This window comes from Streptomyces camelliae (assembly GCF_027625935.1).
Taxonomy (GTDB): domain Bacteria; phylum Actinomycetota; class Actinomycetes; order Streptomycetales; family Streptomycetaceae; genus Streptomyces; species Streptomyces camelliae.
This window is the reverse complement of the sequence record NZ_CP115300.1, coordinates 2,222,006-2,242,523: the sequence shown is the minus strand read 5'-3', so window position 1 is coordinate 2,242,523 and position 20,518 is coordinate 2,222,006. Positions and strand designations below refer to the sequence as shown.

Here is a 20,518-nt window from a genome sequence, read left to right as displayed (position 1 = left end):
ATTATGAGTGACGACGCCCCCACCACCGAGGCCGGCAGGATCCCGAACAAGGGCAAGCTGGCCAAGGACCTCAACGAGGTCATCCGCTACACCCTGTGGTCCGTCTTCAAGCTGAAGGACGTGCTCCCCGAGGACCGCGCGGGTTACGCCGACGAGGTCCAGGAGCTGTTCGACCAGCTCGCCGCCAAGGACGTGACGATCCGCGGCACCTACGACGTCTCCGGCCTGCGCGCCGACGCCGACCTCATGATCTGGTGGCACGCCGAGACCAGCGACCAGCTCCAGGACGCGTACAACCTCTTCCGCCGCACGAAGCTGGGCCGCGCCCTTGAGCCCGTGTGGTCCAACATGGCGCTGCACCGCCCGGCCGAGTTCAACCGCTCGCACATCCCGGCGTTCCTCGCCGACGAGACGCCCCGCAACTACGTGAGCGTCTACCCCTTCGTGCGCTCCTACGACTGGTACCTGCTGCCCGACGAGGACCGCCGCCGCATGCTCGCCGACCACGGCAAGATGGCCCGCGGTTACCCCGACGTGCGCGCCAACACGGTCGCCTCGTTCTCGCTCGGCGACTACGAGTGGATCCTCGCCTTCGAGGCCGACGAGCTCTACCGCATCGTCGACCTCATGCGCCACCTGCGCGGCTCCGAGGCCCGCAGGCACGTCCGCGAGGAGATCCCGTTCTTCACGGGCCGCAGGAAGGACATCGCGGACCTGGTGGCGGGCCTGGCCTAAGGCGCCCCGTCCGGCTTGGGTTCCTGACGCGGTGCACACGCCGCGCGCCGCCCAGGAACCCGCCCCTGCAGCAGGTACGCCTCGAAATGCCCGTTGACGCACGCGTTCGCGCCGCCCCCGATGCCGTGCGTCCCCGCGTCCCGCTCGGTCACCAGTACCGAGCCGGCCAGCCGCCGGTTCATCTCCAGCGCGCCCGCGTACGGCGCCGCCGCGTCCCGCTCGGCGGACAGGATCAGCACCGGCGGCAGTTCACCCGGCCCGGTCCGCACGTCCAGCGGCTGCTGCCGGGGCGCCGGCCAGGAGGCGCACGGCAGGTTCATCCACGCGTTCTCCCAGGTCTCGAAGGGCGCGACCCGGGCGATCCGGGTGTTGTCCCGGTCCCACGTCGTCCAGTCCGTCGGCCAGGACGCGTCGTTGCACTCCACGGCCGTGTACACCGCGCTGGTGTTCTCCGCCTCCGCCTCCGCCGCCGAGTCCGTGACCGGCGCGGCCAGCCGGACCAGCGGCTTCGGGTCGCCCTTCAGATAGGCCGACAGCGCGGCGGCCCGGCTCGCCCAGAAGTCGTCGTAGTACCCGGCCGTCAGGAACGCGTTCTGCAACTGGCCGGGACCGACCTTGCCGCCCGCCGCCTTCCCGGCCAGGCGCTCGCGCGCGGTGTCGTAGCTGCGCTGCACCTTCGCGGCCGTGTTCCCCAGTCTGTAGACGTCGTCGTGGCGGGCGATCCAGTCCTTGAAGTCCCCCCAGCGCTCCTCGAACGCGGCCGACTGGTCCAGGTTGTCGCGGTACCAGATCTTCGCCGGGTCCGGGTTCACCGCCGAGTCCAGCACCATGCGCCGTACGTGCGTGGGGAACATCGTGGCGTACAGCGCCCCGAAGTAGGTGCCGTACGACGCCCCCACGAAGGTCAGCCGGTCCTCGCCGAGCGCGGCCCGCAGGACGTCCAGGTCGCGGGCGTTGTTCAGGGAGGTGTAGAAGCGCAGTCTGCTCCCGGAGCGCAGGCCGCAGCCCCGCGCGTACGCCTTCGCCTGCGCGACGCGCTGCCGCTTGTACGCCTCCGACGGGTGCTCGGGGGCGGCCGTGGGCGCCTTGAAGAAGCGCTTCGGGTCCTCGCACGACAGTGGCGCCGAACGGCCCACCCCGCGCGGGGCGTAGCCGACGAGGTCGTAGGCGCCGGCGATCCGCTTCCACTGCGGGACCGTGCCGATCAGAGGGAAGTACATGCCGGAGGCGCCGGGGCCGCCCGGGTTGTAGACGAGGGCGCCCTGCCGGGGCACTCGCCGCTTGCTGTTGTGCGGGTCCTTCCGGGTCGCCCGGGCCCGGCTGACGGTCAGCCTGATCTGGGTGCCGTCCGGGCGGGCGTAGTCCAGCGGGACGGTCACCGTGCCGCACCGCACGCTGCTCGGCGCCCCCGGGACGTCGGCCGGGGAGCACGCGCCGAAGTCGATGCCGGCCGCGCGGGCGCGGGCCGCGGCCACCAGGGTGCCGCGCAGCTCGGCCGCGCCGGGCGCACCGGGCGCGGCGCCGAGAGCCTGTCCCGCCGGGGCGGCGGCCAGGGTGGTCAGGAGCAAGGACCCGGCGGCCGAGTACACGGCGGCAGCTCTCATCGCGTATCCCTTCGGTGCGGCGACGACAGAAGGGATGTTTCGTTCGGGCGGACAAGAAGACAAGCACCACCCGGCCGGTGTCGCGCCAATGCCCCCGATGCGCCCCTCCGACCGCTCCGAAGCCGCCCTCACTCCCGCCAGGGCTGGTCGCGGTGGGTGAAGGCCGCGCGGAGCTCCGGTTCGCCGATCGCGCGGATCCCGCGGACGGCGACGGAGGTGAGGAACGACCGCTCGTCCCCGGCGGGCTTGCGGGTGAGCGCGCCCAGCAGCCGCAGCCCGGCGGGCGAGGCCCAGCGGGAGTACGGATGCACCTCGAACCGGGCGATGACCAGGCAGCTCAGACAGAGCGTGAGCGGCAGGGCGAACCACAGGCCGACCAGCAGCCGCGGGGTCCCGGTGGGGACGGGCAGCAGCAGCGCGGTCACCCCGAGCGCCGCCACGGCGAGACCGGCGGCGCACACCTGGCGGACGGCCGCCGCCACGGTCGTACCGGCACCGTCGGGCACGGCGAGACCGGCGCGCTCCAGCCGGTGGGCGAGCCGCCGTACGGCCTCCGCGCCGGCCGCGCGCGCCCGCACGGGCTGGATCCGCGACTGGCCGTCCGGCCCTATGGCCCCTATGACGGACTGCTCGATCTCGTCGTGCCCCTGCGGGTCCACGACCGTGGCCCAGCCGGTGTGCGCGAGCAGCAGGCGCCGCTGACGGGCCATCGAGACCATCGTCACGTCGGCGACCCGGACGGGGCCGCCGGAGAGGAAGGCCGCCTCGTACAGCGTCAGACCGTGAGCCTGCTCCCGGTCCACCGTGGCGGCAGCCACGTCCAGTGCTGCCGCGCGCACGGCCGCCAGGCACAGCCGGGTGCACGCCGTACCGGCGAAAGCCCAGGCCAGAAACAGGAGAAGGACCCAGAACATGATCTGTTTTCTATGCCAGGGATCCGGGTGGACGCCATGCCCTGTTCACTATCCGGACGCAGTGTGGCCGGTATGTGACGTTCCGTTCGGCCGCTCGGCTACGGCGTCACCGGGACGGCGGCGCTCGGGGCGACCGCCGGCGGGGTCGGCACGGGAGTGGGGGAGGCGGCCAGCTCCCGCGCGAGCGAGGCGAAGTCGACGTACCCCGTCGCCTCCAGGACCTTGATGTGGTCCAGGACGGTCGCGTTGGCGTCGTCGGCGAGATCGCGGACCAAAGAGTTCTGGGTGTCGGCCCGGACCTGGGCCACCAGCGTGAACACCCGGCCGTGCGCGAGCCGCAGGATCGCGGCGAACTGACGGTCGAAGTCCACTCCCTGCGCCGCGTTCAGGGTGGCGAGCCACTGCTTCTGCTGCTCGTTCGGCTCGTTCGGCAGCGGTGTGCCGAGCTGGCCGGCGACGGTGCGCACGTGCGCGTCCAGGGAGGTGTGTCCGTCGACCAGGTGCTGGCCCGCGGTGCGTACGGCCACCGTGGTGCCCTTGCGCTCCGCCAGCTCGCCGGCGGGCAGCTCCCAGAGCCCCGCGAGGCGGACCTTGGTGATGAAGTCCTGGTCCTGTGCGGACAGCGGGCCGTAGGGGGTGGTGACGGTCTGCGTGCTCAGCGTGCTCGCGTTCGCCGTGTCCTGCCGGTCGGCGTAGGACCAGAGCGGGTACAGCAGCGCCGCCGCGGTCGCCGCGAGGGCCGCGATGACGAGTCCGGTGCCGCTGAATATGCCTCGGCCCTTGATCGGCGGGCGCGGTCGCATGGTGCCTCCTGTGCCGCACCGCACGCGCGTGTGCATGGGGGGTGTGGTGCGGCTTGGCATATTACTGGGGGCGGAACCCTGCGGGGCTCGGCGTGTGCGCGTTGTCGCCGTTCGGGTGCGGAGCGTTGGCGGGTGCGGGTGCGGGTGCGGGTGCGGGTGCGGTGTGGCTCTGGCTGCGGGCAGTCGTGCCGCTGAGGCGGCACGGGTGGGCGCTGGGGGCACCCCCTGCTCGAAGAGCTCGGGGGAGGCACCCTGCTCGCTCCGGCAAGCGACCCGACGCCCAGCTCAGCCCCGACGTCCCGGCAACACCCTCCGCGCCACCCGGGCCACCCGTCCCCCGGACTGCCTCGGCGCCGGTCCCACCCGCTCCAGCCACCACTCCCGCAGCTCCCGCCGGGACCCCGCCTCCTCCGGCCGTCCGGCACGCAGCAGGTGAGCGGCGAAATTCAGGGCGTCCCGGCGGTACCCCCCGCTCATCGGCCGCTCCCGGGCGTACTCCAGGAACGTCTCCCGGTACCCCGTGCCGAGGATCACCGGCAGTTCCGGGGCCACCTTCGCCACCACGTCCGCCCGCTTCGCGGCGAGAGCCCGGGCCTGGACCCGCATCCGGGTCCGGTCGAAGCCCTCCGGCACCGGTGTGCCGGCGACCAGGGAGGACAGTACGGCGGCCTGGGCGACGGCGACCCGCTCGCGTGCGTCCACCGCGGGCCGCGCGAGTACGGCGACGCCTCCGCCCGCCGGCCCGGCAGCGATGGCGGCCCCCGTACCGCCACCGGTGCCGGCTCCCTCCCGGGCGGCGGCCGTCACCGCCTCCCGGATCAGGGTCAGCTCCCGCTCCAGTTCCGCCGGTTCGGGGAAGTTCTCGTCCCGTTCCAGCAGGACCCCGGGCGGGGTGGTGCGGGCGGCGAGGTCGGTCAGGATGTCCAGGACCGGGCGCGGTACCGGATGGGCGTGGCTGTCGTGCCAGACCCCGTCGCGCTCGAAGCCGCCCGCGACATGGACGTAGGCCAGCGCCTCCAGCGGCAGCTCGGCCAGCGCGCGGGCCGGGTCCTCGCCCCGGTTGACGTGGTTGGTGTGCAGGTTGGCCACGTCGATCAGCAGCCGCACGCCGGTGCGCTCGACCAGCTCGGCCAGGAACTGCCCCTCGGTGAGCTCCTCGCCCGGCCAGGAGAACAGCGCGGCGATGTTCTCCAGGGCCAGCGGCACGGGCAGGGCGTCCTGCGCGATGCGGACGTTCTCGCAGAGCACGTCCAGGGCGTCCCGGGTGCGCGGCACCGGCAGCAGATGCCCGGCCTCCAGCGGCGGGGACACGGTGAGCGCGCCGCCCGCGCGGACGAACGCGATGTGCTCGGTGACCAGGGGGGAGCCGAGGGCCTCCGCGCGCTCCGCCAGCGCCGTGAGGCGGCCCGCGTCGGGGCGGTCGGCGCCGCCCAGGCCGAGGGAGACGCCGTGCGGGATCACGGTCACCCCGCGCTCGCGCAGCCGCAGCAGGGACTCCGGGAGGTGGCCCGGGCAGACGTTCTCCGCCACGACCTCCACCCAGTCGATCCCCGGCATCCGCTCCACGGCGTCCGCGATCTCCGGCCGCCAGCCGATCCCCGTACCCAACCGCGGCACGGCCTCTCCCCGCATGGCCCCTTCCCCCATGACCCCTCCCCTCGTGCGAATGACGGAGGTATCGCCCCGGCGGGCGGCCCCGAACCCCCTCCTTGTCGCGTTCAGAGCAACATTTGAGGTTCAGCCCCGCACCGGCCACCGCTCGGGGCTGCGGCCCAGCAGCCGCAGCGCCTCCTGAAGCGGGCCGGAGCCCTCGGGCACCTCCAGCGCCGGGGCGAAGGAGAAGCCCGGGCCGCGCCCGGCGGGATCGGTGGGTACCGCGCGGGCCACGGCGAGCGCGGCGCCGAGCACGTGCTCGGGCAGGTGCACCGTGGTGCCGAGGGTGGCGGCGACGTCCCAGGCGTGCACCACGTAGTCCACGAAATGGAAGCCGACGGCCCGGCCGCCCGGAATGCCGCCCAGGTTCGGCAGCGCGAACTCCCGTTCCGTCACGCCCGGTTCGGCGAAGGCCGCGAGCACCTCGGCGGCGGCCGACCGGTGGGCCCGGGCGGGCTCGCTCACGTCCTCGGCCTCCCGCCAGTGCTCCGGCTCCCGGCCCGCACCGCGCGCCGCCGCGGCGAACCCGAAGTGCTGTGCGGTCATGTGCGCGACGAGCCGGCGCAGGGTCCAGCCCGCGCAGGGGGTGTCCCGCGTCCAGTCCGCGGCCGTGGCCAGGTCCACTAGGCGTACGGCCTCCTGGACGGCGATCCGGTCGAGTTCCACGACGTTCATTCCGGTCACAGTCATGGTCCGAGCCTATAAAACAAAGCGAACGGTCGTGCTCATTTTTCTGGAAGCCGGGCCGATCCCCAACCGGACCGCGGATCAGGTGACGTGGGGGAGCGGGACCCCGTCCACGGCCACGTCCCGCAGGCGCGCCGCGATGCCCACCCGAGCCCTGCGGTACGCGCTCTCCTCGTCGTGCAGCACCGACAGGGCGTTCGCCGTCTCCAGCAACGCCACCACCTCGAAGGCGAGTTGGCCGACATCCGTGCCGGCGCGCAGCTCGCCCGCCGCGCGGGCCTCGTCGATCGTGCGCTCCACATGCGCCGACCAGTCGCGCTGCGCGCGGACCACGGCGTCGTGCACCGGCCCGGTCCGGGCGTCGTACTCGGCCATGGCGCCGTAGAAGAAGCAGCCGCCCGGGAACACCCGGCCGCGCGAGTACTCCAGCCACAGCTCGCACAGCCGCCACACCCGGCCGAGGCCGGGCGGGGTCTGGGCCGCGGGCCGGAGCACCCGCTCGGTGTAGATCCGCGCGGCCTCCCGGATGGTGGCCAGCTGCAGCTCCTGCTTGGAGCCGAAGAGCGCGAACACCCCGCTCTTGCTCAGCTCCAGCTCGGCGGCGAGCCGGCCGACGGTGAGCGCCTCCAGGCCCTCGACCGAGGCGATGTCCACCGTGCGCCGCAGTACCAGCTGCCGGGTGCGGTTGCCCCGTTCGACCCGGCCGTCGACCCGCGTCATCCCCGCCCCTGGCGCAGCGCGGGATGATCGGCGACGACCGTGCAGCTGCCCGGTGCGATCTCCGTGAAACCGGCGTCCCGGACGACCGGCAGCCCACTGCCGGTCAGCCGGACCCAGTCGGCGGGGTCGGCCGTACGGACCGCCAGCGCGCAGCCCGCGTCCCGCCAGGTCGCGCGCTCCGCCTCCGGCAGCGCCCACCAGGCCAGTTGGGCGCCGTGCCCCGCCTGGGCCATGGCCTTGCCGGCCGACATCTCCAGCTCCGGGTTCAGCCACAGCACGGGCTGCGCCGGGTCGGCCGCCACGGGCGGTTCCGGGTCGTCCAGTTCGGTGCCGGACACCTGGAGCTTCGCCAGGTCCTTGGGCCAGCCGTCGAGCGGGATCGGCGGGAAGACCCGTACCTGCGCGGCCTTGCCGGTCACCGTGATCCCGGGCAGCGCCTCGGCCCGCCGCCACTCGGCCCCCCGGGCCCGCCGCACGACCTTCCGGATCCGCGCGTCCTCCCAGTTGCGCACCGCCTCGGCCCACGCCCCGTATCCGTTCGCCCGCTCGTCCCCGAGCAGCACGAGCACGGCCCGCGCGGCCGTCTCCAGCGCGTCGGTACGGGCCGGGGGTGCGCCGCGTTCTATCCGTACGACGAGGGGCAGGACGAACTGGGGCGCTTCGTCGCGCCTGTCACGCGGGGGTGTGGAATCAGGGCTCACACCAGCCAACTTTAAGGGCGCGAAACCGATCACAATGGCCCCATGCAACGTGACCTACGACTGATCGCCGTAGGCCGCCGGTACGGCATCCGCGGCCCCTGGGTGTTACGAGGCGTCGACCTCACCATCGCCCCCGGCACCCTCACCCGCGTGGAAGGAGCGAACGGCACCGGCAAATCCACCCTCCTGCGCCTTCTCGCCCGGCTCGACGCGCCGACGGAGGGCCGGGTCACCGGCCGCCCGCGCACGGCGTACGTCCCCGAGCGGTTCCCTGCGGCGCTGCCCTTCACCCCCCTCGGCTATCTCACCCATCTCGGTACGGTGCACGGCCTGAGCCGCCCGAGCGCGACGCGCGCGGCCGGCACCTGGCTGGAGCGGTTCGGCGTGGCCGCCCACGCCGGCACCCCGATGGCCCGGCTGTCCAAGGGCAGCAGCCAGAAGGTCGCCGTGGCCCAGGCGCTGCTCGGCGAACCGGAGCTGCTGGTGCTGGACGAGGCCTGGACCGGTCTGGACGCGGCGGCGCGGGCCGAGCTGGAGCGGGCAGTGGCCGAGCGGACCGCCGCCGGGGGTGCCGTGGTGTTCGTCGACCACGACCCGCGTCGGCTGGCCGGGGCGCCGGACGCGACGTACACCGTGCTCGACAGAGGGCTCAAGCACCGTACGGAGGACGGGAGTCCACCGGCCGGGCCGCTCGCCCTGGTCGCCGTGCGGGGCCCGGCCGGGGGCGGGCTGCCGCCCGACGCGGCACGGACCGTCACCTCCGTGCAGGAGACCGGCCCCGGCAGCTACCGACTCGCCGTCCCCGTCTCCCACTCGGACGTCCTCCTGCGCGTCCTGCTCACGGCCCGCCCGCCCTGGCACGTCGTCAGCGTGACCCCGCCCCCCGAACCCCCCGACCCCGAAAGCCGCCCATGACCGCACTCCTGCGCTACCAGGCCGACCTGCTGGTGCGCTCCCAGCGCTGGCTGCCGCCGGTGATCCTGTACGCCGCGTTCCTCGGGATCGGCGTGCAGAGCGGCCAGCCCGTCCTCGACTCGCTCGGCTACACGGCCGCCGGTGTGCTCCCGGTGGCCGCCTGGCTGGTGCGGATCTGCGTCACCGGCGAGGCGGACGCGGCCCGCGCCTGCGTCGCCGCCGCACGCGGCCCGGCCCGGGCGCACCTCGCCTGTCTGCTGACCGCGCTGTGCGCGGCGGCCGCGCTCGGCGTGGTGGCGACCGTCGTGGTGACGCTGATCAGCGCCCCGGCGAGCAACGACCACCAGATCCACGTACCCGCGCTCAAGGCCGGCGCGGCCGGGCTGCCGGCCACGCTCGCGTGCGCGCTGCTCGGCGCGGCCGTCGGCGCGCTCACCAACCGGCCGGTGCTGCGCTCCACCGGCCGCGCGGTGCCCGCGATGCTGCTGGGCGCGCTGCTCGCGGTGGTGCTCACCGGATCTCCGGCCGAGGCCGCGGTCCGCGGACTGGTCACCGGTTCGCAGACCGGCCGGGTACCGGTGCCGGTGCTGCCGCTGGCCGGAGCGGCCCTGCTCACGGCAGCCGCCTTCGCCGTGGCCGCTAGGCTCACCGACCGCCGCTCACCCTGAGCACGCGGTGCGCTGCGCCTCCTGCCACTCGCACACCGGGCAGAGCGTGATCCCCTTGTACGACTCCGGGTACTCCGTCGGCTCCCGGCACAGCACACACTCGGCGTACGGCGGCCCGTCGGCCTTCGGGGGTTTCGCCGTCCCGACGATCGTGCAGTACGTCGTGTCGTCCTCGTCGCTCATGCTCCCAGCGTAGGGCGACGGTCACCTGACTAGCGGCCGTATCGGCCGGTGAGGGTGCCGGTGGCCAGGGTGTGGCCTGCCAGGGCCTGCAGGAGGTCGTCCGGGGCGGCGTTCGCCGTGAGCTTCGGCCGGCTGTCGGCCGCGTACACCGTCAGGACGTAGTGGTGCGGCCGGTCGCCGTGCGGCGGGCACGGGCCGCCGTAGCCCGGTCTGCCGAAGTCGTTGCGGCCCTCGGTCGTGCCCGGCGGGTGTGCTCCCGCCGACAGGTGTGCGGTGTGTGCGTCGATGTCCCACACCAGCCAGTGCGTGAACCTGCCGTGCGGGGTGTCGGCGTCCCGCAGCAGCAGGGCCAGGGACACCGTTCGCGCGGGTACGCCGGAGAAGGCGAGCGGCGGCGAGAGATCCGCTCCGTCGCAGGTGTGGCGGCGCGGGATCGTGCCGCCCTGGGCGTACGCGGTGCTCGTGACCGTGATGCGGGCGGTGGCCGTCGGGGAGGCGGAGCTGTCCCCCTTGACGGCCGCGCCCTGGTCCCCGCCACCGCCCCCGCATGCGGCGACGCCGGCCAGCACGGCCGTCAGGACCGCCAAGCTCTTGCGCATGTCCGGCACGCTAGCCGGAACGCGTCTCTCCGTCACCGTCCGGCGCGAGCTGCGGCGTGCCGCCGTCGTCCAGCGCGAGCGGGGGTGACGGGGCACTGTCGTCCAGCGTGAGCGCAGGCGGTGTTCCGGTGTCGTCCGGTGCGAGCGGGGGTGGCGGGGCGCTGTCGTCCAGCGTGAGCGGGGGTGCGGCCCTGTCCGGCGCCTGCTGCGGGCTGCCGCCGTTCGGTGTCTGCTGGTGAGTACCGCCGTTCGGTGTCTGCTGCGGGTTGCCCCGTTCCAGGAAGTGCAGCAGCTCCACCGGGATCGGCAGGACCAGCGTGGAGTTCTTCTCGGCCGACACCGCCATGACGGTCTGGAGCAGCCGCAGCTGGAGCGCGGCGGGCGTGTCGGCCATCTGCTGGGCGGCCTCGGCGAGCTTCTTGGAGGCCTGGAACTCGGCGTCGGCGTTGATGATCCGGGCCCGGCGTTCCCGGTCGGCCTCGGCCTGGCGGGCCATGGAGCGCTTCATGGTGTCCGGCAGGGACACGTCCTTGATCTCGACCCGGTCGACCTGGATGCCCCAGCCGACGGCCGGGCTGTCGATCATCAGCTCCAGGCCCTGGTTGAGCTTCTCGCGGTTGGACAGCAGATCGTCCAGGTCGCTCTTGCCGATGATCGACCGCAGCGACGTCTGGGCCATCTGCGACACCGCGAACTTGTAGTCCTCGACCTTCACCAGGGCGCTCTCCGCGTCGACCACCTTGAAGTAGACGACGGCGTCCACGCGGACGGTGACGTTGTCCCGGGTGATGCCCTCCTGGGCCGGGATCGGCATCGTGACGATCTGCATGTTGACCTTCTGCAGCCGGTCCACGAAGGGGATGATCAGCGTGAAGCCCGGCGACCGTGGGTCTCCGGCGACGCGCCCGAGCCGGAAGAGCACGCCCCGTTCGTACTGTTTGACGATCCGTGCCGCCATCGCCAGATAGATCACACCGGCGGATCCCGCCGCCGCGATGGCGCCCAGCAACTCCGAGAGCATGGTGACCTCCTCACGGAGAGGTCCGCTTTTGTCCCCTTCCTGTAACCATAAGCCGGTCCGGCCGGTCTGCCGAGGGGCGCGGGCGGACCGGGCCGGGGTGCCGAGGGGCGTCGGCACCCCGACCCGGAGACAGAGGCCGTCAGACGGCCTGTGCCGTGACCTTCACCGGTTCCGTCCCGGCCGCGCTGTGCCGTTCGGCCCAGTTCTCCAGGGCCGTGCGGCAGGCGTGGTCCAGGTGGTGCAGGCCGGTCAGGTCGAGGCGGACCGGGCGGTCCTGCGGGAGGGACTCCAGGCTGTCGAGGATCTTCGGCAGGCGCAGGAAGGTCGCGTTGCCCGAGAGGTACGCGTCGACCGGACCCGCCCCCTTGTCGATGACCTCCAGCTTGACGTGCGAGGCCTCCCAGGCCGTCTTGACCACCGCGAGCGCCAGGCCGATCAGCACGCCCTCGAACATGCTGACCGCCACGATCGAGACGGCCGTCACGGCCAGGATCAGCGCCTCGCCCCGGTGCTCGCGCCACAGCCCCGCGAGCGCCCGGACCGGCACCAGCTTGGCGCCCGAGTGGATCAGGATGCCCGCGAGCGCCGGGATGGGGATGTAGGCCAGCACATCGGGCAGCAGCGCGGCGAACAGCAGCAGCCACACGCCGTGCAGGACCCGGGAGGCCTTCGTACGGGCGCCCGCCTGGACGTTGGCCGCGCTGCGCACGATCACCGCGGTCATCGGCAGGGCGCCCAGCAGCCCGCACACCGCGTTGCCGGTGCCCTGGGCGACGAGCTCCTTGTCGTACTCGGTGCGCGGCCCGGAGTGCAGCCGGTCCACGGCCGCCGCGCTGAACAGCGACTCGGCGGACGCGATCAGCGTGAAGGCGACGACCGTGCCGAGGACCCCGACCCCCGCCAGCTCGCCGAACGCGCTCAGCGGAGGCGGCTGGACGGCGCCGAGCAGGCCCTGCACCTCGACGGTGGCCACCCGCAGGTCCAGCGCGAACGCGGCCAGGGTGGCCAGACCGACCGCGGCCAGCGGGCCGGGGAGCGTGCGCACCTTCGCCGGGGCGTGCTTCCACAGCAGCAGGACCGCGATCGTGCCCGCGGCCACGGCGAGCGAGGACAGGGCCGCACCGTCGCCCAGGGCGTCCCAGAACGCCCCGGGCAGCCCGGCGATCTTGCCCAGGCCAGAGTCGGGGGCCTTGGCCGCGAGCGCCGGATACAGCTGCCCGGCGACCAGGACCAGACCGATTCCGGCCAGCATGCCCTCGACGACGGAGACTGAGATGGCGCGGAAGTAGCGGCCGAGCCTCAGCAGGCCCATGGCCACCTGGATCACTCCGGCGGCGAGCACGATCACGCCGAGCACCGGCAGGCCGTACTCCTTGACCGCCTCGAAGACGAGCACGGTCATGCCGGCGGCCGGCCCCGACACCTGCAGGCTGCTGCCGCGCATCAGCCCGGTGACGAGGCCGCCCACGATGCCGGTGACCAGGCCGAGCTCGGCCGGGACCCCGGAGGCGACGGCCACGCCGACGCACAGCGGCAGCGCGACCAGGAAGACGACGAGAGAGGCGGCGAAGTCCTGCCGCGCGTACGGGAAACGGGATATGAAGGGGTTCTTGCTGGTGTTTTCGCTGGTCATCGCACGCTCACAGGGACTCGAAGGTGTCGGTCTGCGGGCGGTGCGCCCGTACGGCGCCGGTGTGCACCTCGTAGTACCAGGCATGCAGGCCGAGTTGACCCTCCGCCAGCTTCCGCTCGACGCACGGGTACGAGCGCAGCCGCAGCAGCTGGGTCAGGACGTGCGCCTGCACGCCCATGGCGACCTCCGGGTCCTCGGCCTGGCCGGCCGGGCGCGGGGTGGCGTGCGCGAGCCAGTCGCGCACGGCCGGTACGGCGGTCAGGTCGTCGCCGCGCACCAGCGCGCCGACGGCCCCGCAGTGCGAGTGGCCACAGACGACGATGTCGCGGACGCCGAGCACCTCCACGGCGTACTCGATGGTCGCGGCCTCGCTGGTCGGGTGCTGCGAGGTGTGGGGCGGGACGATGTTGCCCGCGGTGCGCAGCTCGAAGAGCTGGCCGGGGCGGGCGCCCGTGATCAGGGCCGGGACGACCCGGGAATCGGAGCAGGTGATGAACAGGACCTGCGGGGACTGGCCTTCGGCGAGCCTGGCGAACTCCTCAGGGCGCTGTCCGAAGGTACGGGCGTTGTCGATGAGGGGCTGCATGTGTATGGGTTCCTCCTGGCGCGCCTGCACGGACGCGTCGGTGTTGAACGGGGGATGTGGGGGAAAGGGCCCGGTGACCGGGCCGGCTCTGGCCGGCTGTCAGCAGCGGAAGACCTGAAGTGCCGCCGGGGTGTGGGCTCTGGAGGGTCTCGGGGCGCGCGGCTCGACGGCGCCGGGGGTGCCCGGCGTGTCGGCGCCGGCGGCCCGGCCGGCTATGAGCGGGTCCTCCTGCGCGCAGCAGGAGGTCGAGCAGCGCTGTCTGTCGCGCAGATGCGGGACGCCCACGGCGTCGCCCGCGCAGCCCGGAACGCCGGGCGAGCTCACGCGGTCGCGCGCCGGCTTGGCGGGGGAGGTGATTCCGGCCCCTGCTTTGGCCTTTGCGTCACTGAGCGTGTGCGCGGTCGCGAAGGGCCCGGTGGGTGCGAAGAACAGCGCGGCGAGCAGGGCGGCGGTAAAGAGGGCGCATACGGCCCGGGCCTTCGTACCTCGGAACATGCGCCCCCCTTCCGGAAGTCCACGCCTCTTGCTCGCGCCAAGCATTGGTCAATGGATGGTCAAGAAACACAGTAACCCTGCAAAGTCCTTTGCAGGGTTAACTGCGCGTTACGCGCGCAAGAGAGCGTGAAAAGTGCCGGTCGCGTGGCGTGATCCGGCTCTTGACTAGGAGCCGACGAGCCCCTTGGCGTCGCGGGCCAGGGCGGTGAGCCGGGATATCGCGCGGAAGTACTTCTTGCGGTAGCCGCCGTTCAGCATCTCCTCGCTGAACAGCTTGTCGAAGGGCAGGCCCGAGGCCAGCACCGGGACCTCGCGGTCGTAGAGCCGGTCCGCGAGCACCACGAGCCGCAGTGCCGTCGACTGGTCCGGCACCGGCTGCACACCGGTCAGGCACACGGCCGTGACCCCGTCGGTCAGCGCGCCGTACCGGCTCGGGTGGACCCGGGCCAGGTGCTCCAGGAGGTGCGGGAAGTCGTCCAGCGAGGCGCCCTCGGTGGCGTACGCCGCCTTCGTCACCTGTTCGTCGGTGAACGGCTGGGGTGCCTCGGGCAGCCCGCGGTGCCGGTAGTCCTCGCCGTCGATGCGCAGGGTGCGGAAGTGCGCCGACAGCCCCTGTATCTCGCGCAGGAAGTCGGCGGCCGCGAACCGGCCCTCGCCGAGCTTGCCGGGCAGCGTGTTGGAGGTGGCGGCGAGCGCGACGCCCGCGTCGACCAGCTTGCCGAGCAGGGTCGACACCAGCACCGTGTCGCCCGGGTCGTCCAGCTCGAACTCGTCGATGCACAGCAGGCTGTGGCCGGAGAGGGTCTGCACCGTCTGCTGGAAGCCGAGGGCGCCGACCAGGTTCGTCAGCTCCACGAACGTGCCGAACGCCTTGCGGGACGGCTCGGCGGGCGTCGCGTGCCACAGGGAGGCGAGCAGATGGGTCTTGCCGACGCCGTAGCCGCCGTCCAGGTAGACCCCGCGCGGGCCGGCCGGGGTCTTGGGCGCCTTGGCCCTGCCGAGGCCGAAGAAGCCGCGCTTGCCGGCGCCGGAGGCGTGCGCCCCGCCGAGCCCGGCCGCGAAGCCCTCCAGCACCTTCACCGCCTCGGTCTGGCTGGGCTGGTTCGGGTCCGGGATGTACGTCGAGAAGCGGACCGAGTCGAAGCGCGGCGGCGGCACCATCTCGGCGACCAGCCGGTCCGCGGGGACGCGCGGCTCACGAGCGCACAGGGAGAGGGGGCCCGCATCGGTCAGGGGGCTGGAACCGGGGGCGGCGGTGGAGGACGACACGGTTACCCATGCTAAGCGCCGTGTCACACTGCACGACATGCGACGCCTGTTCCCTGTGACCTACGAAACAGCAGCCCAGGCCCCCGGGGCCCGTGGTGGAGGCGCGGGGGGTGAGGGCAGCGGGGGGCCTGGCGGGGCGCTCGCCGACCGGGAGTGGAGTCTGGCCGAGCTGGCCGCCGCCTACGCCTACCCCGAGCCCGGGCCGGGGGAGCCGCAGCCGTGGCTGCGGGCCAACATGGTCTCCACCCTGGACGGCGCCGCCCAGCACGACGGGCGCTCGCAGCCCATCTCCTGCGCCGCCGACATGCGTATCTTCGGCACGCTGCGGGCACTGGCGGACGTCGTCGTGGTGGGCGCGGAAACGGTACGCCAGGAGGGGTACCGCCCTGCACGCGCGCGTGCCGAGTTCGCCCCCGCCCGCGAGGCCGCCGGACAGGGTCCCGCACCGGCGATCGCGGTCGTCACCGCGAGCCTGGACCTGGACTTCTCGCTCCCGCTGTTCACCTCGCCCCTGGTGCCCACGCTGATCCTGACCGGAGCCGGGGCCGCCCCGGACCGCGTCGCCGCCGCCGAGCGGGCCGGCGCCCGGGTGGTGGTCGCGGGGGACGGTCTGGGTATCGACCCGGCCCGCGCGGTGCGCGCCCTCGCCGGGCTCGGCCACACCCGGCTGCTCACCGAGGGCGGACCCCGGCTGCTCGGCCAGCTGATCGCCGCGGAGGTGCTGGACGAGATGTGCCTGACCCTCTCGCCCATGCTCACGGCGGGCACCGCGCAGCGCATCGCCGGGGGTCCGTCGGTCGCCGTACCGCGCCGCTTCGAACTCGTGTCCCTCCTTGAGGAGGCCGGATTTCTGTTCGGCCGTTACGGTCGGTCCTGAAAACACGGTCGGTCCCGAAAACAGCGGAATCTTCCGTTCCGTTTAGCTTCCGAGGGGCAGACTTAGTCCGGCAGAACCCGTGCCGTCACGGGGCAGGATGGTTTCCGCAGCGGCCTTGTCGGGCCCACGGAGGAGAAGAGGCGTTTGGTGTTCACAAGCGTTCTGATGATCGAGAAGGCCTTGACGTCCGCCGACGTGGAGTTCGTCACCACTTTGCACGGGGACGAGCCGGTCAGCTTCCACGTTCTCCTCCAGCCCCGCGGCGACCAGGCGGACCGCCTGCTGCGGGCCATCGACGACATCGCGCTCGGCGAGATCGACGAGGCGGTGCGCGAGGGCGAGACACCGGAGGGCGCGGCGGCGCAGGACGTCGGACGGCAGGCCCTCGACGTCTCGGTGCAGGCCTTGCGGGCCGCCGGCAGCCGGGCCGAGGGACGGCTGGTGGAGGATCATCCGCTGGACGCACTGAAGTCCCTGGTCGCGGAGGCGTCCGCCGACGAGGTGATCGTGCTGACGGATCCGCACTACGTGGAGGAGTTCTTCCACCGGGACTGGGCCTCCCGGGCGCGGCACAAGGTCGGTGTGCCGGTGCTGAAGCTGTTCTCGCACAGCAAGGCGTAGCGGACGCCCCTTGCACGGCGGGCCGTGCTTCAGCGCATAGGCTAGGCCCGCTCCAGTACGCACCGTCCTCATGGGGAGAACCACATGGCACCCGGCCTTCCTGCCGCCATGGACCGACCGCACTTCATCGGCATCGGCGGCGCCGGGATGTCGGGGATCGCCAAGATCCTCGCCCAGCGCGGGGCGAAGGTGGCCGGCAGCGACGCCAAGGAGTCGGCGACCGTCGAGGCGCTGCGGGCGGCCGGGGCCACCGTGCACATCGGGCACGCGGCCGAGCACCTCGCCGACGACGCCAGCTGTGTCGTCGTGTCGTCGGCGATCCGCAAGGACAACCCCGAGCTGGCCCGCGCCGCCGAGCTGGGCATCCCGGTGGTGCACCGCTCCGACGCGCTCGCCGCGCTGATGGAGGGCCTGCGGCCGATCGCCGTGGCCGGCACCCACGGCAAGACCACCACCACCTCCATGCTGGCGGTCTCCCTCGGCGAGCTGGGCCTGAAGCCGTCGTACGCCATCGGCGGCGACCTGGACGCGCCCGGCTCCAACGCGCTGCACGGTGAGGGTGACATCTTCGTCGCCGAGGCCGACGAGTCGGACCGCAGCTTCCACACGTACGCGCCCGAGGTCGCCATCGTCCTCAACGTCGAGCTGGACCACCACGCCAACTACGCCTCGATGGACGAGATCTACGAGTCCTTCGAGACCTTCGCCGGGAAGATCGTGCCCGGCGGCACGCTGGTGATCTCCGCCGACCACGAGGGCGCGCGCGAGCTGACCCGCCGGCTGGCCGGGAAGGTCAAGACGGTGACGTACGGCGCGGCCGAGGACGCCGACGTACGGGTGACGGCCGTCGTACCGCAGGGGCTGAAGAGCGAGGTCACCGTCCTGCTCGACGGGCAGGAGCTGACCTTCACGGTGTCCGTGCCCGGCCGGCACTACGCCCTGAACGCCGTCGCCGCGCTCACCGCCGGCGCCGCACTCGGCATCCCGGCGGCCGAGCTCGCGCCGGCGCTCGCCGCCTACACCGGGGTCAAGCGGCGCCTGCAGCTCAAGGGCGAGGCGGCCGGGGTGCAGGTGATCGACTCCTACGCCCACCACCCGACCGAGATGACCGCCGACCTGGAGGCCATGCGCGCCGCCGGCGGCGACTCCCGGATCCTCGTCGTCTTCCAGCCGCACCTGTTCTCCCGCACCCAGGAACTGGGCAAGGAGATGGGCCAGGCGCTCGCCCTCGCCGACGCCTCGGTGGTCCTCGACATCTACCCGGCCCGTGAGGACCCGATCCCGGGCGTGACCAGCGAGCTGATCATCGAGGCCGCGCGCGCCGCCGGCGCCGACGTCACCGCCGTCCACGACAAGGCGGAGATCCCCGCCGTGATCGCGGGAATGGCGAAGCCCGGTGATCTCGTTCTCACCATGGGCGCGGGCGACGTGACCGACCTGGGCCCGCTGATCCTGGACCGCCTGTCGCAGTGAAGGGGCTGAGGCTCATGTCGTACGACGTCGAGAAGCCGGACGAGCAGTGGCGGGCGGAGCTGAACCCGGCCGAGTACGCCGTGCTGCGCCAGGCCGCCACCGAGCCGGCCTTCACCGGTGAGTACACGGACACCAAGACCAAGGGCGTCTACTCCTGCCGGGCCTGCGGCGCCGAACTGTTCACCTCGCAGACCAAGTTCGAGTCGCACTGCGGCTGGCCGAGCTTCTACGATGCGCGCGACTCGGATGCGGTGGAACTGGTGTCCGATCATTCGCACGGGATGGTGCGGACCGAGGTGCGGTGTGCTCGGTGCGGGTCGCATCTTGGGCATGTGTTCGAGGGGGAGGGGTATCCCACTCCGACGGACCAGCGGTACTGCATCAACTCGATCTCCTTGCGCCTGATCCCTGACGAGGGCTGACCACAGGGAGCGGGACGCCTGGCGCATGGGCCGTGCCGATCCTGTCCGGGCGGGGCGCGCGACGGAGTCGCCCCCCGCCCCCGTCGCAGGCGTCCCGCTCCGCCATGGTCGCCCCGCCGGAGGTGTTCGAGTCCACCGGCTGTGTCCGTGAAGAGCGGCCCCCCGAGTCCCCTAGGCTGGCGGAGTATCAACCGCACTACCGCAGTCGGGCGGATGAGGCTTGTGCGTGGTCTGACCGAGGCGAAGCTCAAGAAGCTGGCCGGTGCGCGTTCCTTCGAACGCGGCCTCGGCTACCTCGACGCGGTGTCCGGGATCGAGGTCGGTGACGGCTGGGTCACCGCGACCGTTCACGGCACTGAACGGTACGAGGTGGAGCTGACCCTGGACGGGCCCGGAGGGCTGGTCGGGGAGTGCGACTGCCCGTTCGGTCTGGAGGGCAACTTCTGTAAGCACGTCGTCGCCCTCGGTCTGAAGGTGCTCGCCCAGCGGGAGAGCCTGCCGCGGCAGCGGAAGGCGGCCCGGGAGCGGGCGCAGGACCTCGACGGATGGCTGTCCGCCCTGTCCAAGGACGAGTTGCTCGCCGTACTGCGGGAACAGATCGACGAGGACCGGCAGTTGCGGCGGCGCCTGGAACTGCGGGCCGCGAGCGCGCGCGGGGACCTTGCCTCGGTCCGGGACCGTATCCGTGATCTGCTCGACATCGGCCCCTTCGCTCGGTACGGGTACGTCGAGTACGCCGATGCCCGCGCCTACGCCGACCAGGCCGGGCAGGCGGTCTCCGCGATCAGGGCGCTGACCGGTTCCGGCCGGGCCGCCGATGCGATCACCCTGGCGCGGGAGGCGATGCGGCTGCTGGCCGAGGCGGTGGAGAGCGTCGACGACTCGGACGGCCGGCTCGGGCAGATCGGTGCGGACCTCGCCGACGCCCACCTCGAAGCGTGCCGTGCCGCACGCCCGGACCCCGAAGAGCTCGCGCGCTGGCTGGTCGGCCATGCGCTCGGCGACATCGACGACGGCCTGACCGACATCGATCCGCTCGCTTACGCGGATGCCCTCGGCGAAGAGGGAATGGCCGTCCTGCGGAAGTCGGCCGTCGAGGCGTGGCGGGCCAATCGGCGCGGCTGGGCGGAGAAGTACCTGATGGAGCGCGTGGCCAAGGCGGGAGGCGATGTCGACACGGTGATCGCCGTGCACGCGGCCGACCTCGCGCCGAGCGGCCACACGCACCTGGTCATCGCCCGCGAGCTGGACACCGCCCGGCGCTGTGACGAGGCCCTGCGCTGGGCGGAACGCGGCATCCGGGAATCCCGGGACCTCTCCGCCGTCGACACCGCCCTCGTCGACTACCTCTGCGACCGCTACACCCGGGCGGACCGCCTGTCGGACGTCGTCGCGCTGCGCCGCGACCACTTCGGTGCCCGCCGCTCCCTGCTCGCGTACCAGCAGCTACGGGCCGCCGCACAGGCCGCCGACCGCTGGCCGGCGGAGCGTGAAGGGGCGCTGGACCTGCTGCGCGCCGACGCGGCGCGGCAAGAGGGCTGGTACGGCGGCCCTGTTCTGATCGACGCTCTGCTCGACGACAAGGACGTCGACGCCGCCTGGCAGGCCGCCACCCGATCCGGTGCCCACGACCGGCAGTGGCTCACCCTCGCCGACCAGGCACGTGCCGGCCGTCCGGCCGACGCGCTCGGCGTCTACCTGCGCCTGGCCGAGCCACTGACCAAGCAGACCGGCAACACGGTCTACGAGCAGCTCGTCGCCCTGCTGCTGAGCATCCGCGACTGTCACCGCCGCCTGGGCTCCGAGGGCGAGTTCGCCGCGTACGTCACGGCCCTGCGCACCGCTCAGAAACGGAAACGGAACCTGATGCGCCTGATGGACGAACACGGTCTGTGAGCCGGTACGGCGGCACCTCTGCTTGATCGCGTTGTCAGTCCCC

At 72.9% G+C, this 20,518-nt stretch carries 22 protein-coding genes; 8 read left to right on the top strand and 14 right to left on the bottom strand.

The features are described from left to right. Nucleotides 1-3: 3 nt before the first annotated feature. Complete coding sequence (gene hemQ / locus O1G22_RS10140) at nucleotides 4-735, top strand: hydrogen peroxide-dependent heme synthase (protein ID WP_225095573.1); 732 nt, start codon at nucleotides 4-6, stop codon at nucleotides 733-735. On the opposite strand, the gene O1G22_RS10135 is transcribed toward hemQ, so the two are convergent. From O1G22_RS10135 to O1G22_RS10105, 7 genes are all read right to left on the bottom strand, one after another. Further along, on the bottom strand, nucleotides 732-2,339 hold the full coding sequence (locus O1G22_RS10135) for an alpha/beta hydrolase (RefSeq protein ID WP_270081051.1): 1,608 nt from the start codon (nucleotides 2,337-2,339) through the stop codon (nucleotides 732-734). The two genes, hemQ and O1G22_RS10135, sit on opposite strands and share 4 nt — an antisense overlap. Nucleotides 2,340-2,467: 128 nt before the next feature. Beyond that, nucleotides 2,468-3,253 carry a TIGR04222 domain-containing membrane protein gene (locus O1G22_RS10130; protein ID WP_270081050.1) on the bottom strand — a complete coding sequence of 262 codons (786 nt, stop codon included), beginning with the start codon at nucleotides 3,251-3,253 and terminating at the stop codon, nucleotides 2,468-2,470. Nucleotides 3,254-3,351: 98 nt separating this feature from the next. Continuing rightward, complete coding sequence (locus O1G22_RS10125; RefSeq protein WP_225095576.1) at nucleotides 3,352-4,056, bottom strand: DUF4142 domain-containing protein; 705 nt, start codon at nucleotides 4,054-4,056, stop codon at nucleotides 3,352-3,354. Nucleotides 4,057-4,341: 285 nt separating this feature from the next. After that, complete coding sequence (locus tag O1G22_RS10120; RefSeq protein ID WP_428986342.1) at nucleotides 4,342-5,703, bottom strand: MbnB/TglH/ChrH family RiPP precursor modification enzyme; 1,362 nt, start codon at nucleotides 5,701-5,703, stop codon at nucleotides 4,342-4,344. Between the two features lie 90 nt (nucleotides 5,704-5,793). Then, nucleotides 5,794-6,399 carry a TIGR03086 family metal-binding protein gene (locus tag O1G22_RS10115; protein WP_270081049.1) on the bottom strand — a complete coding sequence of 202 codons (606 nt, stop codon included), beginning with the start codon at nucleotides 6,397-6,399 and terminating at the stop codon, nucleotides 5,794-5,796. A gap of 78 nt (nucleotides 6,400-6,477) precedes the next feature. Next, nucleotides 6,478-7,116, bottom strand: a complete 639-nt coding sequence (locus tag O1G22_RS10110; protein WP_270081048.1) for a TetR/AcrR family transcriptional regulator — start codon at nucleotides 7,114-7,116, stop codon at nucleotides 6,478-6,480. Beyond that, on the bottom strand, nucleotides 7,113-7,817 hold the full coding sequence (locus tag O1G22_RS10105) for a peptidyl-tRNA hydrolase (RefSeq protein ID WP_270081047.1): 705 nt from the start codon (nucleotides 7,815-7,817) through the stop codon (nucleotides 7,113-7,115). The genes O1G22_RS10110 and O1G22_RS10105 overlap by 4 nt, the downstream gene beginning before the upstream one ends. 42 nt (nucleotides 7,818-7,859) lie before the next feature. On the opposite strand from O1G22_RS10105, the gene O1G22_RS10100 reads away from it, so the two are divergent. Next, on the top strand, nucleotides 7,860-8,732 hold the full coding sequence (locus O1G22_RS10100; protein ID WP_270081046.1) for an ABC transporter ATP-binding protein: 873 nt from the start codon (nucleotides 7,860-7,862) through the stop codon (nucleotides 8,730-8,732). Then, nucleotides 8,729-9,400, top strand: coding sequence for an ABC transporter (locus O1G22_RS10095; protein WP_270081045.1), 672 nt, complete (start codon nucleotides 8,729-8,731; stop codon nucleotides 9,398-9,400). The genes O1G22_RS10100 and O1G22_RS10095 overlap by 4 nt, the downstream gene beginning before the upstream one ends. Here O1G22_RS10095 and O1G22_RS10090 read toward each other — a convergent pair. The 7 genes from O1G22_RS10090 to zapE form a co-directional block, all read right to left on the bottom strand. After that, nucleotides 9,392-9,583, bottom strand: a complete 192-nt coding sequence (locus O1G22_RS10090) for a hypothetical protein (protein WP_270081044.1) — start codon at nucleotides 9,581-9,583, stop codon at nucleotides 9,392-9,394. The genes O1G22_RS10095 and O1G22_RS10090 overlap by 9 nt on opposite strands. A 29-nt stretch (nucleotides 9,584-9,612) precedes the next feature. Next, the gene (locus O1G22_RS10085; RefSeq protein WP_270081043.1) at nucleotides 9,613-10,182 is read right to left on the bottom strand and encodes a YbhB/YbcL family Raf kinase inhibitor-like protein; all 570 of its coding nucleotides are present in this window, start codon (nucleotides 10,180-10,182) and stop codon (nucleotides 9,613-9,615) included. A 10-nt stretch (nucleotides 10,183-10,192) separates the two neighbouring features. Continuing rightward, nucleotides 10,193-11,203 carry a slipin family protein gene (locus O1G22_RS10080; protein ID WP_270081042.1) on the bottom strand — a complete coding sequence of 337 codons (1,011 nt, stop codon included), beginning with the start codon at nucleotides 11,201-11,203 and terminating at the stop codon, nucleotides 10,193-10,195. A gap of 139 nt (nucleotides 11,204-11,342) precedes the next feature. Next, nucleotides 11,343-12,836: a SulP family inorganic anion transporter gene (locus tag O1G22_RS10075; protein WP_270081041.1), complete on the bottom strand. Its 1,494-nt coding sequence runs from the start codon at nucleotides 12,834-12,836 to the stop codon at nucleotides 11,343-11,345. Nucleotides 12,837-12,843: 7 nt separating this feature from the next. Then, nucleotides 12,844-13,422, bottom strand: a complete 579-nt coding sequence (locus O1G22_RS10070) for a carbonic anhydrase (RefSeq protein WP_270081040.1) — start codon at nucleotides 13,420-13,422, stop codon at nucleotides 12,844-12,846. A gap of 99 nt (nucleotides 13,423-13,521) precedes the next feature. Beyond that, nucleotides 13,522-13,917, bottom strand: a complete 396-nt coding sequence (locus tag O1G22_RS10065; protein ID WP_270081039.1) for a hypothetical protein — start codon at nucleotides 13,915-13,917, stop codon at nucleotides 13,522-13,524. 165 nt (nucleotides 13,918-14,082) lie between these two features. Then, a complete protein-coding gene (zapE, locus tag O1G22_RS10060) occupies nucleotides 14,083-15,186 on the bottom strand; it encodes a cell division protein ZapE (protein WP_270081038.1) in 1,104 nt (367 codons plus the stop codon). A gap of 37 nt (nucleotides 15,187-15,223) precedes the next feature. Between zapE and O1G22_RS10055 the strand changes: the two genes are divergently transcribed. The 5 genes from O1G22_RS10055 to O1G22_RS10035 all read left to right on the top strand — a co-directional run bounded on the left by O1G22_RS10055 (nucleotide 15,224) and on the right by O1G22_RS10035 (nucleotide 20,475). Next, complete coding sequence (locus tag O1G22_RS10055) at nucleotides 15,224-16,063, top strand: pyrimidine reductase family protein (RefSeq protein WP_270081037.1); 840 nt, start codon at nucleotides 15,224-15,226, stop codon at nucleotides 16,061-16,063. A 147-nt stretch (nucleotides 16,064-16,210) separates the two neighbouring features. Beyond that, nucleotides 16,211-16,684 (top strand): indole-3-glycerol phosphate synthase, encoded by a 474-nt coding sequence (locus O1G22_RS10050; protein WP_270081036.1) that lies wholly within the window; start codon nucleotides 16,211-16,213, stop codon nucleotides 16,682-16,684. An 84-nt stretch (nucleotides 16,685-16,768) separates the two neighbouring features. Next, on the top strand, nucleotides 16,769-18,157 hold the full coding sequence (gene murC, locus O1G22_RS10045; RefSeq protein WP_270081035.1) for a UDP-N-acetylmuramate--L-alanine ligase: 1,389 nt from the start codon (nucleotides 16,769-16,771) through the stop codon (nucleotides 18,155-18,157). A 14-nt stretch (nucleotides 18,158-18,171) separates the two neighbouring features. After that, nucleotides 18,172-18,579: a peptide-methionine (R)-S-oxide reductase MsrB gene (msrB, locus tag O1G22_RS10040; RefSeq protein WP_270081034.1), complete on the top strand. Its 408-nt coding sequence runs from the start codon at nucleotides 18,172-18,174 to the stop codon at nucleotides 18,577-18,579. A gap of 213 nt (nucleotides 18,580-18,792) precedes the next feature. Beyond that, on the top strand, nucleotides 18,793-20,475 hold the full coding sequence (locus O1G22_RS10035) for an SWIM zinc finger family protein (RefSeq protein WP_428986341.1): 1,683 nt from the start codon (nucleotides 18,793-18,795) through the stop codon (nucleotides 20,473-20,475). Nucleotides 20,476-20,518 lie beyond the last annotated feature (43 nt).

What these genes read in the sequence shown, in the direction of transcription:
- O1G22_RS10110 (WP_270081048.1), bottom strand. Translation starts at nt 7,116, where the DNA reads ATGACGCGGGTCGACGGCCGGGTCGAACGGGGCAACCGCACCCGGCAG.
- O1G22_RS10080 (WP_270081042.1), bottom strand. Translation starts at nt 11,203, where the DNA reads ATGCTCTCGGAGTTGCTGGGCGCCATCGCGGCGGCGGGATCCGCCGGT.
- murC (WP_270081035.1), top strand. Translation starts at nt 16,769, where the DNA reads ATGGCACCCGGCCTTCCTGCCGCCATGGACCGACCGCACTTCATCGGC.
- hemQ (WP_225095573.1), top strand. Translation starts at nt 4, where the DNA reads ATGAGTGACGACGCCCCCACCACCGAGGCCGGCAGGATCCCGAACAAG.
- O1G22_RS10115 (WP_270081049.1), bottom strand. Translation starts at nt 6,399, where the DNA reads ATGACTGTGACCGGAATGAACGTCGTGGAACTCGACCGGATCGCCGTC.
- O1G22_RS10100 (WP_270081046.1), top strand. Translation starts at nt 7,860, where the DNA reads ATGCAACGTGACCTACGACTGATCGCCGTAGGCCGCCGGTACGGCATC.
- O1G22_RS10095 (WP_270081045.1), top strand. Translation starts at nt 8,729, where the DNA reads ATGACCGCACTCCTGCGCTACCAGGCCGACCTGCTGGTGCGCTCCCAG.
- O1G22_RS10055 (WP_270081037.1), top strand. Translation starts at nt 15,224, where the DNA reads ATGCGACGCCTGTTCCCTGTGACCTACGAAACAGCAGCCCAGGCCCCC.
- O1G22_RS10120 (WP_428986342.1), bottom strand. Translation starts at nt 5,703, where the DNA reads ATGGGGGAAGGGGCCATGCGGGGAGAGGCCGTGCCGCGGTTGGGTACG.
- O1G22_RS10090 (WP_270081044.1), bottom strand. Translation starts at nt 9,583, where the DNA reads ATGAGCGACGAGGACGACACGACGTACTGCACGATCGTCGGGACGGCG.
- O1G22_RS10035 (WP_428986341.1), top strand. Translation starts at nt 18,793, where the DNA reads ATGAGGCTTGTGCGTGGTCTGACCGAGGCGAAGCTCAAGAAGCTGGCC.
- O1G22_RS10085 (WP_270081043.1), bottom strand. Translation starts at nt 10,182, where the DNA reads ATGCGCAAGAGCTTGGCGGTCCTGACGGCCGTGCTGGCCGGCGTCGCC.
- O1G22_RS10130 (WP_270081050.1), bottom strand. Translation starts at nt 3,253, where the DNA reads ATGTTCTGGGTCCTTCTCCTGTTTCTGGCCTGGGCTTTCGCCGGTACG.
- O1G22_RS10065 (WP_270081039.1), bottom strand. Translation starts at nt 13,917, where the DNA reads ATGTTCCGAGGTACGAAGGCCCGGGCCGTATGCGCCCTCTTTACCGCC.
- O1G22_RS10135 (WP_270081051.1), bottom strand. Translation starts at nt 2,339, where the DNA reads ATGAGAGCTGCCGCCGTGTACTCGGCCGCCGGGTCCTTGCTCCTGACC.
- msrB (WP_270081034.1), top strand. Translation starts at nt 18,172, where the DNA reads ATGTCGTACGACGTCGAGAAGCCGGACGAGCAGTGGCGGGCGGAGCTG.
- O1G22_RS10125 (WP_225095576.1), bottom strand. Translation starts at nt 4,056, where the DNA reads ATGCGACCGCGCCCGCCGATCAAGGGCCGAGGCATATTCAGCGGCACC.
- O1G22_RS10075 (WP_270081041.1), bottom strand. Translation starts at nt 12,836, where the DNA reads ATGACCAGCGAAAACACCAGCAAGAACCCCTTCATATCCCGTTTCCCG.
- O1G22_RS10070 (WP_270081040.1), bottom strand. Translation starts at nt 13,422, where the DNA reads ATGCAGCCCCTCATCGACAACGCCCGTACCTTCGGACAGCGCCCTGAG.